This is a genomic window from Acinetobacter sp. WCHAc010052 (assembly GCF_002165295.2).
Classification (GTDB): Bacteria; Pseudomonadota; Gammaproteobacteria; order Pseudomonadales; family Moraxellaceae; genus Acinetobacter; species Acinetobacter chinensis.
Genome location: NZ_CP032143.1, coordinates 2,977,331 through 2,994,370, shown reverse-complemented (window position 1 = coordinate 2,994,370; position 17,040 = coordinate 2,977,331). Strand labels below are relative to the sequence as shown.

Sequence of the window (17,040 nt, the reverse complement as noted above, 5' to 3'; positions counted from 1 at the left end):
CATAAAGAGGGACTTTGAGAGATTTAAACCACCTTCGGGTGGTTTTTTTATGCATTTATCTTCTGTTTCATCATGGCGGTCAGAGTTGTTTGAATCATAAAAAGACAGCTGAGTTTTTTAATAAATCTTCAGTACACAGGATTGCGGTACTTATAAATTAACTGCAGATGAATAACTGGCACTGAATTTGCAAACCATGAGCTATTCTTTGGGGATAGTTCATGAAAAATATAAAGTATTTATTGATTTTAATGGCGCTGACAGTTTTACCTGTTTCCGCTATTGCGGCTGAAAATATACAGGACATCCGGATATCGCTGGACAGTATATGGGTGGTGATAGGTGGGATTCTTGTCTTTTTTATGCAGGCAGGTTTTGCGCTGGTCGAAAGTGGCTCTGTCCGCAGTAAAAATACTATTAATGTCCTGATGAAAAATTATATGGACGCCTGTCTGGGCGGATTGGTCTTCTGGCTGGTGGGTTTCGGTCTGATGTTTGGTGTCAATGCTTCAGGATGGATCGGTACGAGCCATTTTGCACCGGATGAACTGGATGGATGGTACTGGAATTTACTGTTTTTTCAGATCATGTTTGCCGCAACAGCCACAACCATAGCCAGTGGGGCGATGGCTGAGCGTATTCACTTCGTGGCCTATGTGGTCAGTGCCATTGTGGTCAGTGGAGTGATTTATCCTGTTTTTGGCAGCTGGGCATGGGGCAGCATTTTTGATGGTGAAGGCTGGTTGAAAGCGAAAGGTTTTATTGATTTTGCGGGTTCAACAGTTGTGCACTCCATAGGTGGATGGGTTGCACTGGCAGGTATACTGGTACTGGGGCCACGACTGGGTCGCTTTGGGCGTAATGGTCAGAGCCATTATTTGGCGGGTCACAATTTACCACTGGTTGCACTGGGTGGTTTTATTCTGTGGCTGGCATGGTTTGGTTTTAATGCGGCTTCGACCGTCCGTGCAGATGTCAGCGTAGGCAGAATTGCACTGAATACCCATCTTTCTGCCTGTGCAGCAGCAGCGACTTATATGCTGTATGCATTGATCCGTTCCAGAGCAATTTTAATGCGCACCACAATTAATGCATCTTTGGGTGGACTGGTCGCTATTACGGCAGGATGCGCCACAATGACGCCTGTTTTTGCTGTTGTTTCGGGAGCTGTCGCGGGACTGATTGTGAGTATTGTTCCGGCTGTACTGGAAAAATTTAAAGTGGATGATGTGGTGGATGCCGTTACAGTTCATGGTGTCTGTGGGGCATGGGGCACACTGGCCGCAGGTCTGTTCTTTGAAAAAAATATGTTCAGCATGGAGATCGTCTCAGTTCAGGCAATTGGTGTTGCTATGGCATTTGTATGGGGATTTGGTGTGGCATTTATGGTTTTTAAACTGCTTGATCTGATGCCTGGGGGGATTCGGGTCAGTTCACAGCATGAGCAGAGAGGGCTGGATTATACCGAGCATGCGGAACTGTCTTATCCGGAGTTTCAGCGTGATGTGACCTTTGAAACTGATGATTTAACCAGAAGACACTGAGGATAAGTATATGACAACAGAACTGCTCAGTCTGGCACAGAAACGTAATGCAGTGGAACGGGGGCTCAGACCTTACTTTAATGACTCTGTCCTGGAGCGGGTCATTCGCTACTGGGAAGTGGAATATGGAAATAAACCATCCTTTGTACTGAACCGGTTTTTAAGTGAAATATGTAATACAGATGATCTGCGCTTATACCGGAAAGAAATTTTAAAACAGGTACTGTCTGAAATTTCAGAAGTGGAGCGACAGATCAGGCTGAATATCCGAACAGATGAAGCAGTTCCACAATCAGGAATCAATCCACCGGAGAATAAAAAAACAGCAGGGTTAGGAGAAGTTTCGGTTTCTGAAAATCTGATGGATGCTTTTCAGTATTTTGTCGTCAGTATTTATAACGATGTACCTGTGGATGATCAGATGGAGTTTGATACAGAGATCAGGCAAAGAATCCTGAAAATGGGGCTGTCGATCAATATGGAGGCAAAGTTATATGACACTGAGCTGATGAATTTTCTACCAGTACGGAGTTATTCACGGGTGATCACTGCATTATATGAAACGTACTGTGAATTTTATGGACCGGTCAAAGCAGACAGGGTGTATGCCAGAAGAAAGGAAGAGCTGAAACAGAAGTTTATGGATGTCAGTTTGCATGACCTGTTGTGATTGAAATTAAAAAATAAAAACCACCTTAGGGTGGTTTTTTATTTTTTAATAAATCACTATACTGTTTGTTATAAAATGATGCTTAAACATCAAAAAATTAATCAAAATGTTAAGTGTGTATCATTATTGTGCTTTATTTATTAAGTCGGATTAAACATGACGTCAGCTGCTAAATATTTGATGATCTGTATTCTTGCTGCTTTGGCAGTACAGGGGCATGCATCAGTTATTGTTGCAGGTGAGGATTTTGAACAGTTCGACATTATTCCTGATTTTGAGTTGCTGATTCTGGGTGGGGTATTTGTCATACTGCTTCAGGCGGGTTTCGCGGTCGCAGAAGGTGGTTATGAAAAGAGTCTGAAATCTTTTTATGGATTGTGCATCAATTATCTGGCGGCAATACTGGGAACATTCTTTTTTGGTCTGGTGTATTCAGTATCATTTGACCCTCAGGGGGCAGAGCATGCGTTGAAGGTGTTGTCGAATATTCATGGGTGGCACTGGAATGTCATCTTTTTTTATACGCTTATGGCAACAACCATTACCACGATCGTAGGCAGAATATTTCCGGCTGATTACAGTGTTCCGGCCTATGCGTTTATCAGCTTTTTAGTGGCGGGTGTGATTTTTCCTTTTTTCAGTTGCTGGGTCTGGGGAAGCATTTTATATGACAGTGGCTGGCTGAAACAGTTAGGTTTTATTGATTATGCCGGCTCTACAGTAGTGCATTCTTCGGCAGCCTGGGTCGTACTGGCAGGTTATCTGGTACTCCGCTCAACCTCACAGATTCAGATGGAAAAGCGGGATGTGATCTTTGATGATTATAAAATTCTGTCTTTTGCGCTGGCGGGTTTTATTCTGTGGCTGGCATGGTCAGGTCTGAATATTATTTATATTTCAGATATTCCTGTCAGCATTGCAACAATTGTGCTCAGTGCTGTGGCAGCATTGATTGGCTCAATTGTGACCGTAGTCGTTTTCTCTCTGTTTTTTAATAAAATGATTGCCTGGGAGGCCATGCTGAAAGCAACGCTTGGGGCACTTGTTGCTGTAACTGCCAGCTGTGGTTTTGTCAGTATTTCAACTGCGGCGGTGATTGGTGGCGGGGCAGGATTAATTACACTGTACAGTCCGAATCTGCTGAAAAAATGGCTTGATTCAAAACATATCCGTGAAGTGATCGCGGTGCATGGGCTGTGTGGAATATGGGGAACACTGGCTGTCTCTCTGAGTGGGCAGGTGCTTGGAAATATGACGCATGCTGTCAGTCTGAAAACTCAGTTAACGGGTATTCTGGTCTGTTTTATCTGGAGTTTCGGTACGGCATTTGTGGCATTCTGGAGTATGAAAATGCTGGGAATAAAGTTCAGAACTTCCAGTGTGACGGATAAAGTCTGAATTTCAGTCATAAAAAAAGCGACAGATGGTCGCTTTTTTTACCGGATAAATTTTATGCCACTGTATTTGGGCTTGTACGCCATAGGCTTTCAAGGTCATAAAATTTACGTGCTGTTGGCAGCATTACGTGAACAACAACAAAACCAAGATCAATCAGGATCCATTCTGCGTCTCGCTCACCTTCCACACCTAAAGGGCGGAAACCTGCTTTACGTGCTTCTTCAGCAACGTTATCAGCAAGTGCTTTAACATGACGTGTAGATGTACCGCTTGCAATGACAATCGCATCTGCGACATTGCTGATGCGGCTGACATCAATATCAATAATATCTTTGGCTTTTACATCCTGCAGGGCTTCCTGTACGACTTTTAAGCAGTTCTGTACATCCTGGGACTGGGAATTCATTGTGAAATCGTGAGAATTAGAAGCGCTGGGCGATGGTTCTAAATTCATAAAGGGTATCATTTCCTGACAATTACTCATCATCTAATATAGCCGTTTTACTGGTGGATTTCAAATCAATCCAGTATTGCTTCGGGCTTATTCAGAAAAGTATTTTTTCTTCCATGCGAAAGAGTTTACCGAATGTGACTGAGGGCGGTATTCTGCGGCAATAAAGCCCTGATAACTGCTGTGCTGTAACCAGTTGAAAATCTCTGCCCACATGATCTGAGCCGTATCCGGTTCATGACGACCAGGACAGTCTGCAAACTGGATGTGACCGATATCATGGAGGTTATCCTGAAGGGCTTCCAGTACATTTTCCCCCATCATTGCCATGTGGTAACAGTCGTACTGCATTTTCAGGGCTGGATGCTGAACTGCTTCAAGCATTTCCTGTGCCTGAGCAATATTCTGTACAAGAAAACGGGGCATATCTGTACCGTTGATCATTTCGAATACAGGTTCTATGTCGTGTTCTGAAAGGATATGACAGGCGAGTTTCAGGTTTTCAGCGAGTGTGTTCAGGCAGGGCAGCAGATCAGCATCCTGAGGCTGTTTACCTGCAAGAATATTGACCCGGGGGACATCCAGTGCTCTGGCATAATGCACAGCCTGTTCCAGTGCACGGCTGAATTCAAGTTCTTTACCAGGAATACCTGCCAGTCCATTTCCACCCTGCATCAGGTCTCCAGCAGGGACATTGATCAGACAGAGACTGAGCCTGTGCAGCTGTAACTGCTCTTGAATGGCTTCAATGCTGAGTTCGTAGGGAAACTGAATTTCCACATGTTCAAACCCCTGAGCCTGTGCAAGTGCAAAACGTTCAATGAGTGGCACTTCTGTGAAAATCATGGAAAGATTGACTGCAAGTCTGGTCATAGGTCGGTTCCCTGTCTGGCTGACATTATAAAGATTTGATCTGGTGGATGACGGTTGCCAGATCTGATTCGGCAAATCCCTGCTGCTGGTGAGTATTTAACTGAGACAGTGCTGTAGTTGCAACAGGTATATCCAGCTGATATTCAGCGGCAAGTTTCACGGCATTGTTCAGGTCTTTGGACAGTGTCTGAACTTTCCATTGAACGGGCTCAAAGGTATGGGTCGCCATACGTGGAGCCAGGATCTGAAAGGGTTTTGAGTCAGCAAAACCGCCAGCAAGTGCCGGTGCCAGCAGTCGTGTATCCACACCGGCTTTTTCTGCAAGAGCCACGGCTTCAGCGATCAGTGTACTGTTGGCAGCAACGATCAGCTGGTTACAGATTTTGGTCGCCTGTCCGGTTCCTGTTTCACCCATGCAGGTGACCCGCTGGGAAAGAACATTGTAAATCAGCGCCAGCCGTTCAATGGACTGTGGGTTGCCCCCTGCAAAAATAACCAGGGTTCCATTTTCAGCACCAGCAGTGCCCCCAGAAACAGGGGAATCAATCCACTCGACACCGGACTGTGCTGCCTGTTTTGCCAGCTGACGGGTCTGGTCCACAGACAGGCTGGAAAAGTCGACGATGATCTGATCAGGATTTAAAGAGGAAGATATCTGTGAAAAAACGGAATGAACCGCCTGATCATCTGCAAGACAGGTCAGAATGACAGGGTATTGCCCGATATTTTTCAGATCGAGCAATACAGCACCCATGTCTATGAGTGAGTCGCAGGCACTGAGGGTTCTGTTCCATACAGCAACGTTAAAGCCTGCCTGAATCAGTCGGGTTGCCATGCGGCTTCCCATCAGTCCCATACCTAAAAATGCAATCTGGGTACTGCGATCAAAACTCATGTTCCATTTCCTGTTCTGAAATTGAATTACTTATACTGGCGCGGTAAAAACTGCACATCCGGATTTTTATCCTTTTTACGTGCAAGTTTACTGTTTTTGCCCATCAGCAGTTTTAACTGCCATATTTTTTCAAGGCGTAATGATCTTGTCGGTTGATGTTCCATTGCATCCAGTACGCGTTTTGCAGCCATCAGGGCATCTGGAGAGCGTTGCAGCATTTCCTGTGCAATACTCACTGCTTTGTTCAGTGGATTTTCATCAAGATGAGTCACCAGTCCAATTTCTTTGGCATAGTGACCATCAAAAACACGGGCAGTCAGTGTCAGCTCTTTGGCAAGATCAAGTCCAATCACGCCTTTGATGGAGCGGGTCAGTCCCATATCAGGAACTAGTCCCCAGCGACTTTCCATAATGGACATTTTTGTATCAGGATGGCTGATGCGGATATCCGCTGCCAGTGCAAGCTGCATACCTGCTCCGAGGCAGAAGCCTTCCATTGCAGCAATCACAGGGACAGGAAGTTCCTGCCAGATCAGAAATGCTTTCTGGAAAAGGCTTTGTCCTGGTTTGATGAGTTCCCATGCAGCATAGGCGGTGTTTTTAGGATTGTTCAGGTCTGTTAAATCAATACCTGCACTGAAGACACCTGCTTCACCTGTCAGAATAACGCAACGGATGCTGCGGTCTTTTTTAATTTTTTCAGCGGTACTGACCAGTTCCCGCAGTAATGCAAAGCTCATTGCATTTCGCTTATCAGGGCGGTTCAGGGAAACTGTAGCGATGCCGTTATTTTTTTCTATGCGCAGTAAAGCCATGGTAAAAACCTTTTATTGTCCTGTTTCTGAGCATAACATGGGGGCGTACAGGATACATGACAGTACAGTCACATCCATGAATGGACGTAGTGGACTTTAGTCGTGTAGCGCCCGTGGTGCTTCAGAGATTATGTTTGTTCAGAATAATCTGAGCGGCTTGTTCCACCTGCTGGATGACTGCTTTCAGGTCATTGAAGCGGTTCAGGGTTTCCTGCACAAAGTATTCGTCAGCCTTACGCCGTTCTTTGCGTAAAGTGGAAACAAACTGTTCAAATGAACCTGTTGCTTCCTGTAAGGCAGGTACACCGACATAACGGGTTGCACCATACAGACGGTGCAGTACATGCTCAAGCTGAGGAAAATCTTCAAGTGCAATCAGCTGTTCCATTTCATTCACTTCAGCTTCAAAACTGTCCGTCAGCATTTTCAGCAGATCCACGGCCAGGTCTTCCTTATTGGCAGCCAGCTGGAGACTCTGTTGCCAGTCCATAATCTGAGGGTCAAGCGCTTCAATCACATGAGCCTTTTCCACAGTACTGACTTTGTTGAACTGTTGTGTGGTCCACTGAGTCAGGATCTGAATAATCTGTTCAATCTGAATCGGCTTGGTGACGTAATCATCCATACCCCCTTTCAGCAGTTTCTGTTTTTCATCGGACAATGCATGTGCAGTCAGTGCAATCACAGGTAAACGCTTGTGATTTTCAAGTGTGGATTCCAGTGAGCGGATGGCACGGGTGGTATCAATACCAGACATGACAGGCATCTGAATGTCCATGAAAATCAGATCGAAAGGCTGCGCCTTGCTCTCAAGGTTATTCTGAAGAATTTCCAGAGCTTCCTGTCCGCTCAGCGCTTTGGTGGTTCTGACGTTCAGCTCAGCAAGTAACGCTTCCAGAACAATCAGGTTTGGCAAATGGTCATCGACCGCCAGGATGTGCAAACCCTGACCATTGAAGTCCTCATGTTCATCCTGATCGAAGACAGGCTGATTACTCAGCAGCTGAATTAAAGCACTGCGGCTGAGTGGCTGATACAGTGGACGGGCACGGTGTTCATTGAGTATTCCTGGGTCCAGTACCATCTGATAGCCATAGACTGCCAGGTTACCATTGTAACGGGTGCGAATCTCAGTCAGCAGTGCTTCGGAGTCGCCACTGTGATCCACAATCAGCCAGGTGTTTTCAACGTTGCCAGTTAAATGGTTCAGTCGGCTGAACAGATCCAGAATGGATGAAGTTTCAGTATGCTGAACTTTATAGTCTTCAAGATAATGTCGGAGTACGTTCGCTGTCGCAGGGTGCGCAAGATAGGAAACAACCTGCATGTGGCTGAAATCAGGATGCTCAATGCCATCATCTTCATCGACATTGAACATGGCAGTAAACCAGAAAGTTGAGCCTTTTTCAGTCGGTGCGCGTTCCTGGTTATCCTCAAAACCAATCTGTCCCTGCATCAGATGGACAAGCTGTTTGGAAATCGCAAGTCCAAGTCCTGTACCGCCAAACTGACGGGTAACGGATGCATCGCCCTGAGAGAAAGATTCAAACAGTTTTTTACGGTCAGTGCCACTCAGACCAATACCACTGTCCTGCACGCTGAAATGCAGCAGGCACTGACCAATATCATCCTGCTCCATTCGTGCACGTACAATAATTTCCCCATCCGGTGTGAATTTGATGGCATTGGAAATCAGGTTGGTCAGAATCTGTTTAAAGCGTAATGCATCACCAATCAGATATTTAGGAACGTTATCTGCATAATAGAAGGTCATGTTGATGTGTTTTTGCGCTGCCGGTGGAGACAGCATATCCATCACATCAAAAATTGCTTCTTCCAGATCAAACGGTGCAGTTTCAAGTTCCAGTTTGCCGGCATCAATTTTGGAAAAATCCAGAACGTCATTAATCAGTGCCAGCAGATGGGCAGAAGACTTACGGATGGTCTGTAAATACAGATTCTGCTCGTTGCTGAGGTTGCCCTGACGCAGTAACAGATGAATAAATCCATCAATACTGTTCAGTGGTGTACGCAGCTCATGGCTGATGTTCGCCAGGAAGACTGATTTGGACTGGTTTGCAGAAATGGCCTGATCCCGTGCCTGACGGTAAGTAATGTTCTGTACTTCAAGGGTATCTAAAGTTCTGCGTAAGTCATCTTCGGTCTGTTCGGTGTGTTCTTTCAGTTCAAGAAAGCTGAAATGCAGCCGTTTGACGACATTGGCAATATCACGCTGTAACAGGCGCAGCTCACCGGTACTGTTAATGACCATGTGCTGATCGAGCGTATCTGCATTGAGTCGCTGTAGCTGCATGCGGATTTCATACATGGGTGCAATCCAGCGGCGCGAATAGAAATTCAGGCACAGCAGTAACAGCAGCAACGTCAGCAAGCCCGTTGCAACCAGCACGATCAGGACTCTGTATCGGGCAATCTGTAAAGGCTGGTTATCCAGTTCAATCAGCAACCAGGCATGATCACCCACGCCTTCGTTGATCTGAAGCCCATACACATGGCTGTCTTTATGTTCAACAGGACCAATAAAAGACTGTCTGGTGTCATATTCAGGCCAGGCAGACTGATCCTGGTAGCCCATGCTCAGGCGGTTTGAGTTTTTTGAATCAATAATTGCAGTGCGGATCAGGTGTTTTTCATTCATCATGTTCTGCATGAAAAAACGTGCCTGATCGTATTGCCAGGGAAAGCGGTCGAGCTGCATCAGTGCATTTTCAGCAGCAGACTGGTTACGGGTCAGAATGGCAATAGCCATCTGTTTCTGCTGTGCTTTGGCAGCACTGGAGGTTTCAGAAAGAACCAGGACAGTACCCACGCATGCCAGAATGGTAATCGGTACAAAAATCAGGGCAATCAGTTGCCCATAAGCATGATTTAAGTGTAGCCGCTTAAATAATTTCTTATTGATATTTGACATGGTGAAAGCTGTTAATTCCCTTAGTCAGGCATATTAGCATGCTTTAAACTGGAACTGACTGAGCTTTAATCACATTCGATAAAAAGCCTGGGAAATGGGTGCAGGAGAAGTCATTTTTTCATACAATAGTCGCACCTCGATACAGGTACATATAATGAGTAATACAACCCCTGATTTTCAAGCAGACGAATTTTTACTGGATCACTATGTAGGGAAAACTCCCCTGGTGCGTCTACAGCGTCTGGCAAGTCACACTCAAGCAACCGTACTGGCAAAACTGGAAGGCAATAATCCAGCGGGTTCAGTCAAGGACCGTCCAGCGTACAACATGATCATGCAGGCTGAAAAGCGTGGTCAGATCAAGCCTGGCGACACACTGGTTGAGGCGACGAGCGGAAATACAGGGATTGCACTGGCGATGGTCGCTGCCATGCGTGGCTATAAAATGAAGCTGATCATGCCAGGTAACTCCAGTCAGGAACGTAAAGATGCCATGCAGGCTTATGGCGCGGAACTGATTGAAGCACCCGATATGGAAACTGCCCGTGACATGGCTTTAAAGATGCAGCAGGATGGCGTTGGACTGGTGCTGAATCAGTTTGGCAATCCTGATAACTCAGAGGCACATTATCTGACAACCGGTCCTGAAATCTGGGAGCAGACCGGTGGAAAAATCACTCATTTTGTCAGCTCCATGGGCACAACAGGTACTATTATGGGGATTTCCCGTTATCTGAAAGAACAGAATCCTGATATTCAGATTGTTGGTTTACAGCCAGAAGATGGTGCAAGCATTGCAGGTATCCGCCGCTGGCCTAAAGAATATCTGCCGACTATTTTTGATCCATCGCGTGTTGACCGCATTATGGATATTCCACAGATTGAAGCAGAAAAAACTGCACGTCAGCTTGCGCGTAAAGAAGGCATCAGCGCAGGGACATCTTCAGGTGGTGCTGTATGGGCATCCATTAAAATTGCAGAAGAAAATCCAGATGCCGTGATTGTCTGCATCGTCTGTGACCGTGGTGACCGTTATCTGTCTACAGGTCTGTTTTCAGTTGTGGATGCAGAATAATTCTGTTCAGCCCTTTACTCAGTTGAGATGAAATGCGTTTACCAATACTGATATTTGATATTGAAACCTTGACTGATCTGAAATCAGGCGCACATCTGTACCATCTGGATCTGCCGGAACCTGCCCTTGAAGCGGCGCTGACCAAGTTGCGCCGTCAGGAAACAGGTATGGATTTTCAGCGTTTACCGCTGCATGAAATCGTCTGCATATCTGGACTGGGCATTGATGAAACTGGCATGATGAAACTGTTTTCGTTCAGTCGTGAACAGTATTCGGAAGCAGAAATTCTGACCCGCTTTCTGGCTATTTTTGACAGAAAGCATCCGACTTTGGTTAGCTGGAACGGCTCTCAGTTTGATATTCCAGTGATTCTGTACAGAGCAATGTATCATGGTCTGTCCGCTCCTGGTCTGTTCGATCAGGGAGAAATTGATCAGCAGAAACGCTATAATAACTATCAGAACAGGTATCACCACCGTCATGTTGATCTGATGGATGTGATGGCAATGTTCAATGGCCGTAATTTCCAGAAACTGGATGATATGGCACATCTGCTGGGCTTTCCAGGTAAACGCGGTGACGGTGCTTACCATGTGCCTGAATATGTCAAAGCACAGCAATGGCAGCAGCTGACCAGTTATTGTGAAGGTGATGTGCTGAATACATGGCTGATCTATCTGCGGTGGTTACTGCTGAAAGGTCAGTTAAACCATCATGATCATGGTCTCTGGATTCAGGCAACCATTCAGTATCTGAAAACCCAGCCTCAGCATGCAGATTTTCTGAACGTCTGGCATGAAACCTCTCTTCAGACTGTATTCACAGCTTCTGATTTTTCCTCTCCCACATCTTAGGTATCCATGAAATACAAAGCCAGACCTCGTACAGCTCCTCAGTCCAGTTATATTTTTCGGATTGAGTCACTTTCACATGAAGGTCGTGGAATTGCACATTACGGAACGCATCCTGACCACCCTGAGGAAAAAAAGGGCAAAAAGGTCTTTATCAGTTATGCATTGCCTGGTGAAGAAGTTTTCGCTCAGATTACGCATCAGGCAAAACGGCTTGAAGAGGCAGACTGTAAAAAAGTGCTGGCTGACAGTTCTCTGGATCGGGTTGAACCTGCCTGTCCACACTATACGGTTTGTGGTGGATGCAGCATGCAGCATGTCCGTGAGGATGAACAGATCAGGCTGAAGCAGGATGTGCTGAAATCACATCTGGAGCATTTTGCCGGTATACAGCCGGAAGAATGGCTGTCTCCTTTGCGCTCGTTACGTCAGGATTATCGTCGGAAAGCACGGATCGGGGTGCGTTACATACCTGCGAAAGATAAACTGGTGGTTGGTTTTCGTGAACGCCAGACCAACAGACTCACATCTATCGATCGTTGTATGATACTCGATCATGAGTTTGGCTCTGTCACGCATGTTAAGCAGTTACTCCAAAGTCTAAAAGCCAAAGCTGCAATTGGTCATATAGAATGGGCAATGGGGGACAAGGAAAAAGCCCTGTTGATCCGTCATACGGAAGAATTAACGGCGGAAGATGTCAACCTGCTGAAGAACTTTGCGTTAAATAAGGCATGGCAGCTTTATTTGCAGCCTGAAGGGTCTGAAAGTGTTCATCGTGTTGATGATCCAGCTGCTGAAATGCGTCTGCATTACAGTCTGGATGATTTTAATGTTGAATTTGGTTTTCATCCACAGGACTTTACTCAGGTCAATTCGACCATTAACCCCCAGATGGTGAAGCTGGCATGTGATTTGCTTCAGTTACAGCAGGGAGAACGGGTTCTGGATCTGTTCTGTGGGCTTGGAAATTTTTCCCTGCCACTTGCAAGATGTGTTGGAGACACAGGACGGGTAGTTGCGGTTGAGGGCAGTGAGGAAATGGTTAAACGTGGCACTGAAAATGCAGAACGTAACCAGATTCAGCATATTAACTTTTATTCACAAGATTTAACAAAAGATTTTTCGCATCATTCTTGGGCAAATCAAGGATTTGAGGCATTATTGATAGACCCTCCGCGCTCTGGTGCAGAGGAAGTGATGCATTACGTGCCCAAATTTGGTGCAAAAAGAATCGTTTATGTATCCTGTAATCCTGCAACACTGGCAAGGGATGCCGGTATTCTGGTGAAACAGGGGTATCAATTGAAAAAAGCAGGTGTAATGGATATGTTCACGCATACTGGACATGTTGAATCCATTGCTCTGTTTGAGAAAGAGAACGAAATAAACGATCTATAATATGAAGCATATATATTTAGGAGAACGGTATGGTCACAGTACGTGAGCAACTTCCCGGGCGTTTGAATGAACTGTCAGAGGAAGCGACTGTAGAACATGCCGAGCAAGCTCAGCACGATCTGGCGGAATGGCTGGATCGGGTCAGAAGCATACTGGATGGGGCACAACTGAAGCAGCTCGAAGAAGTTGCCTGCCTGACACTGCAGCGTGAACTGGATGCAGCGCCCAGTCACCGTTCCAATACTTTTTATACCGGTATTGAAATGGCAGATATCCTTGCCCATTTACATGTGGATGAAGACACTTTATCTGCTGCAATGCTGTACCGTAGTGTCCGTGAAGGACTGACCACCCTGGAAGAAATCCGCCAGAAATTTGGTGAGCAGGTGTACAGTCTGGTGAAAGGTACGCTTGCCATGGGTAAGCTCTCTGAACTGATTGAAAAAAATAAACGACTTGAAGATCATTTTAACAACAACCAGCGTGAGCATCTGACCGGTATTTATAAAATGCTGATTTCAGTCACGGAAGATGTTCGGGTTGTACTGATCAAACTTGCTGAACGTACTTATGCACTGCGGGAACTTGCAAAGGCTTCCAAAGAGCGGCAGGAGCGTGTAGCACGGGAAATTCTGACGATTTACTCACCACTGGCACACCGTCTGGGCATTGCTCAGCTGAAGTGGGAACTGGAAGACCTGGCTTTCCGCTATCTTGCACCAGAACGCTATAAAGAAATTGCATCCTTACTGAATGAAAAGCGTCTGGAACGTGAACATTATATTCAGTTTGTCATAGATAAGCTTCGCGCAGAACTGCTGAATGATGGAATTGAGGCTGAAATTTCGGGTCGGGTAAAACATATTTACTCGATTTACCGCAAAATGAAGAGTAAAAATCTGAGTTTTGACCAACTGTATGATATCCGAGCTGTGCGGGTGCTGGTCAAAACAGTCCCTGAATGTTATCACTCACTGGGGATTGTGCATCAGATCTGGCGTCATATTCCTCATCAGTTTGATGACTATATCACCAACCCCAAAGCCAATGGTTACCGTTCACTGCATACTGCGGTGATTGCAGAAAACAAATCGCTTGAAGTGCAGATCCGTACCATGGAAATGCATGAAGAAGCGGAGCTGGGGGTTTGTTCGCACTTCAACTATAAAGAAGGTGCGAAGTCCACAGATTATTCATTTAACCACCGTCTGCATTCATTACGAGCTGTATTGGAACATTATCAGGAACGTAATGATGCCAGTGCATATAAAGACGAAGACACTGAAGAAAACTTTGAACAGATTCAGGAGTTCGAAGATTTTGAAAAGATTTATGTGTTCAGTCGTGATGGTGATATCAAAGAGTTGCCTCGTGGTTCAACGGTGCTTGATTTTGCTTACCATGTTCACACAGAGGTCGGAAACAAGTGCTATGCATCGCGGGTGAACCAGCGTTATGTACCTTTGACCTATACTCTGAAAACAGGGGAGCAGGTCGAAATTCTGACCAAAAAAGACCGGGAACCAAACCGTGACTGGCTTGTCAATTCACTGGGCTATATCAAAACTGCCCGTGCACGGGACAAGCTGCGTCACTGGTTCCGTCAGCAGGACAGAAGTAAGAACCTCGAAGTGGGTCGTGAAATCCTGAACAAGGAGCTTTCACGTCTTGCGATACACCCGAAAAGTATTGATCTGAGTGATTACTGCAATCATTTCAATGTAAAAAGCGGTGATGATATTCTGATTGGTCTGGTGAATGGTGACATCAGTCTTCATGCATTGATCAATCAGGTCAACAAACATATGCATCTGGATCAGGATGAGCCTGAACTGGTGCTGAAGCCAACGCTGAATCCACGCGCAAGTCATACTTTGTCTGCCCATGGCATTCTGATTGATGGTCTGGACAATGTGGAACTGCATGTTGCACAGTGCTGTCAGCCTGTACATGGTGAGTCAATCGGAGGCTATATCACCTTAAACCGTGGTGTCAGCATCCATAAGGTTATCTGTACGGATTATGTCCGTATGATCAGTCTGGAGCCTGAGCGTGCGGTGGAAGCGGACTGGGAAATGCAGCCGACACGTGGTCAGAGTGTGCAGATTGTGGTTGAAGCATATGACCGCCGTGGTCTGCTTAAAGATCTGACTCAGGTGATTTTCTCAGATCAGATCAACATCCGTCAGGTCAATACAATTTCAGAAGCAGACGGTATTGCCAATATGAAGCTGTTGATTGAAGTTAAAGGGCTGGCGCAGTTGTCGCGTCTGCTTGCCCGACTTGAGCAGCAGCCTGGTATTATCAGTGCCAGACGGCTTGTGCAGGGGAACTGATTTTTCAGTACTTCTGTAGTGAAAACCAGCAATGATTTGCTGGTTTTTTATTGTGATCTGAAATATGAAAGGGCAGCAGAGATGAAAACGATTCGGCTGGATGTATGTGAAACAGGATACATTGTGCATGCAGATAATCTGTCTGATGTGCCAAAGCTCCGTATTCAGCAACAGAAACAGGCGATTCATGGCTTTCGTAACAGTCTGTTGAGTCAGTATTTAAGTCATACCATTCAGCCAGAAGATATTGCTGTTACTGAGTTTGGAAAGCCTTATCTGAAAGATTTTCCTGATTTCAGTTTTAATCACAGCCACAGCAGACAGCATTATGCACTGGCCAGCAGTCATCAGGTACGCGATCTGGGCGTGGATATTGAAGATCTGAACCGTCAGGTACGTTTTGAGGCTTTGGCAGGACATGCTTTTCATGCAGAAGAAATACAGCTGTGGCAGGAATATGACTGTGATTCAGAATACTGGTTCCGTATATGGACAGCCAAAGAAGCCATTTTAAAGGCAGCAGGGCTGGGTATACGGATGAACCTGAATGAGCTGAATGTGCGGTTGACCAGTGGCATGACTGGTGGAGTCTGCAGTCATGATCGGCTGGGTGTTTTTGCATTTCAGAGCTATGTTGTTATGGGCAGTATGCTGACAGTGGCGTGGCGTTCTGAATTGTCCTGTAAAGGTTTTAATTTTCCGAAGATTGAGTTGGTACGTCATTCCTGATATTGGGCAAATCATACATTTTCAGAGTGATGGCAAAGAAAAACCCAGGAAACAGAAGTCGCCTGGGTTTTGTATTGGACAGGAACTGAAATTCAGTATTAAGAAGGGATTTCCTCTTCTTCTTCAAATTCAGGTTTAACCTGAACAATGAAGTCCTGACGGTTCAGACCACGCCATAAGGCAAAGGCTGTACCGATATAAATAGAAGAATATGTACCCACAAATACACCAATAAACATGGCAACGGAGAACCATTTCAGACCATCCCCACCCAGGATCATCATGGCAACCACAACGAGTAACAGGGTCATGGAGGTATGAATGGTACGTCTTAATGTTTCTGTCAGTGCAGAGTTCACAACTTCCAGTGGCGAAGCACCACGGATTTTTCGGAAGTTTTCCCGGATACGGTCAGATACAACAATGTTATCGTTCAGCGAGAAACCAATTAATGCCAGTACTGCAGCCAGTACTGTCAGGTCAAAAGGCCACTGCATCATGGCAAAAATACCAACAGTCACAATAACGTCGTGCAGCAGGGAAAGGACAGCACCCAGTGCGAGCTTAAATTCGAAACGGATGGTCACGTAAACAAGCATCAGCAGCATTGCAAGTGCAACAGCACCTGCAGAGCGGATATACAGTTCATTACCGACCTGTCCACCCACAACATCCACTTTATGGACTTCGGCAGTATTGCCAGGCAGTTGTACTGCTTTGGTGATGGTACGGGTCAGATCTTCAGCCTGTACATTGTCCTGAACGGGCATACGGACCAGCAGGTCTTTATTGGAACCCAGGGTCTGTACAACGGCATCTTCAAAGCCAGCGCCCTGTAGTGCATTGATGATGTCTTTCTGGTCAGCAGCCTGCTGATAGTTCAGCTCGGCAGAGATCCCGCCAGTAAAATCAAGCCCCAGGTTCAGACCTTTGGTCGAGATGAAAAAGATACTCGCAAGTGTCAGCAGGATGGAAATGATTGCCGCTGGTCTGGCAATCTTCATAAAGTTTATGATTTTTTCATCGTCTGGGCGACCATACTTTTTCGGTTGAGTCACATCAGTCATCTT

14 protein-coding genes are annotated in these 17,040 nt (G+C 45.8%); 8 read left to right on the top strand and 6 right to left on the bottom strand.

All coding sequences use genetic code 11. From position 1 onward, the window contains the following. Window positions 1-251: 251 nt before the first annotated feature. From CDG61_RS14610 to CDG61_RS14600, 3 genes are all read left to right on the top strand, one after another. Complete coding sequence (locus CDG61_RS14610; protein ID WP_394357255.1) at window positions 252-1,544, top strand: ammonium transporter; 1,293 nt, start codon at window positions 252-254, stop codon at window positions 1,542-1,544. Between the two features lie 10 nt (window positions 1,545-1,554). After that, complete coding sequence (locus tag CDG61_RS14605) at window positions 1,555-2,214, top strand: hypothetical protein (protein ID WP_087550559.1); 660 nt, start codon at window positions 1,555-1,557, stop codon at window positions 2,212-2,214. Window positions 2,215-2,370: 156 nt separating this feature from the next. After that, window positions 2,371-3,612 carry an ammonium transporter gene (locus CDG61_RS14600; RefSeq protein WP_087550560.1) on the top strand — a complete coding sequence of 414 codons (1,242 nt, stop codon included), beginning with the start codon at window positions 2,371-2,373 and terminating at the stop codon, window positions 3,610-3,612. Window positions 3,613-3,664: 52 nt separating this feature from the next. Here CDG61_RS14600 and rsfS read toward each other — a convergent pair whose 3' ends face one another. The 5 genes from rsfS to CDG61_RS14575 all read right to left on the bottom strand — a co-directional run bounded on the left by rsfS (window position 3,665) and on the right by CDG61_RS14575 (window position 9,578). After that, the gene (gene rsfS / locus CDG61_RS14595; protein ID WP_087513121.1) at window positions 3,665-4,066 is read right to left on the bottom strand and encodes a ribosome silencing factor; all 402 of its coding nucleotides are present in this window, start codon (window positions 4,064-4,066) and stop codon (window positions 3,665-3,667) included. 87 nt (window positions 4,067-4,153) lie between these two features. After that, window positions 4,154-4,936: a hydroxypyruvate isomerase family protein gene (locus CDG61_RS14590; protein ID WP_087513122.1), complete on the bottom strand. Its 783-nt coding sequence runs from the start codon at window positions 4,934-4,936 to the stop codon at window positions 4,154-4,156. Between the two features lie 25 nt (window positions 4,937-4,961). Next, window positions 4,962-5,831, bottom strand: a complete 870-nt coding sequence (locus tag CDG61_RS14585; protein ID WP_087550561.1) for an NAD(P)-dependent oxidoreductase — start codon at window positions 5,829-5,831, stop codon at window positions 4,962-4,964. 26 nt (window positions 5,832-5,857) lie between these two features. Next, window positions 5,858-6,646 (bottom strand): crotonase/enoyl-CoA hydratase family protein, encoded by a 789-nt coding sequence (locus CDG61_RS14580; protein WP_087513124.1) that lies wholly within the window; start codon window positions 6,644-6,646, stop codon window positions 5,858-5,860. 121 nt (window positions 6,647-6,767) lie between these two features. Beyond that, the gene (locus CDG61_RS14575; protein WP_087550562.1) at window positions 6,768-9,578 is read right to left on the bottom strand and encodes an ATP-binding protein; all 2,811 of its coding nucleotides are present in this window, start codon (window positions 9,576-9,578) and stop codon (window positions 6,768-6,770) included. 154 nt (window positions 9,579-9,732) lie between these two features. On the opposite strand from CDG61_RS14575, the gene cysM reads away from it, so the two are divergent. The 5 genes from cysM (at window position 9,733) to CDG61_RS14550 (ending at window position 15,970) form a co-directional block, all read left to right on the top strand. Further along, window positions 9,733-10,653: a cysteine synthase CysM gene (gene cysM / locus CDG61_RS14570; protein WP_087513126.1), complete on the top strand. Its 921-nt coding sequence runs from the start codon at window positions 9,733-9,735 to the stop codon at window positions 10,651-10,653. Between the two features lie 32 nt (window positions 10,654-10,685). Next, window positions 10,686-11,507, top strand: coding sequence for a 3'-5' exonuclease (locus CDG61_RS14565; protein ID WP_087550563.1), 822 nt, complete (start codon window positions 10,686-10,688; stop codon window positions 11,505-11,507). Between the two features lie 6 nt (window positions 11,508-11,513). Next, on the top strand, window positions 11,514-12,905 hold the full coding sequence (gene rlmD, locus CDG61_RS14560) for a 23S rRNA (uracil(1939)-C(5))-methyltransferase RlmD (protein ID WP_087550564.1): 1,392 nt from the start codon (window positions 11,514-11,516) through the stop codon (window positions 12,903-12,905). Between the two features lie 29 nt (window positions 12,906-12,934). Beyond that, entirely contained in the window at window positions 12,935-15,241 is a 2,307-nt protein-coding gene (locus CDG61_RS14555) for a RelA/SpoT family protein (protein ID WP_087550565.1), read from the top strand. A gap of 81 nt (window positions 15,242-15,322) precedes the next feature. Then, the gene (locus CDG61_RS14550; protein ID WP_087550646.1) at window positions 15,323-15,970 is read left to right on the top strand and encodes a 4'-phosphopantetheinyl transferase family protein; all 648 of its coding nucleotides are present in this window, start codon (window positions 15,323-15,325) and stop codon (window positions 15,968-15,970) included. A 98-nt stretch (window positions 15,971-16,068) separates the two neighbouring features. Here CDG61_RS14550 and secF read toward each other — a convergent pair whose 3' ends face one another. Then, on the bottom strand, window positions 16,069-17,037 hold the full coding sequence (secF, locus tag CDG61_RS14545; RefSeq protein ID WP_087550566.1) for a protein translocase subunit SecF: 969 nt from the start codon (window positions 17,035-17,037) through the stop codon (window positions 16,069-16,071). Window positions 17,038-17,040 lie beyond the last annotated feature (3 nt).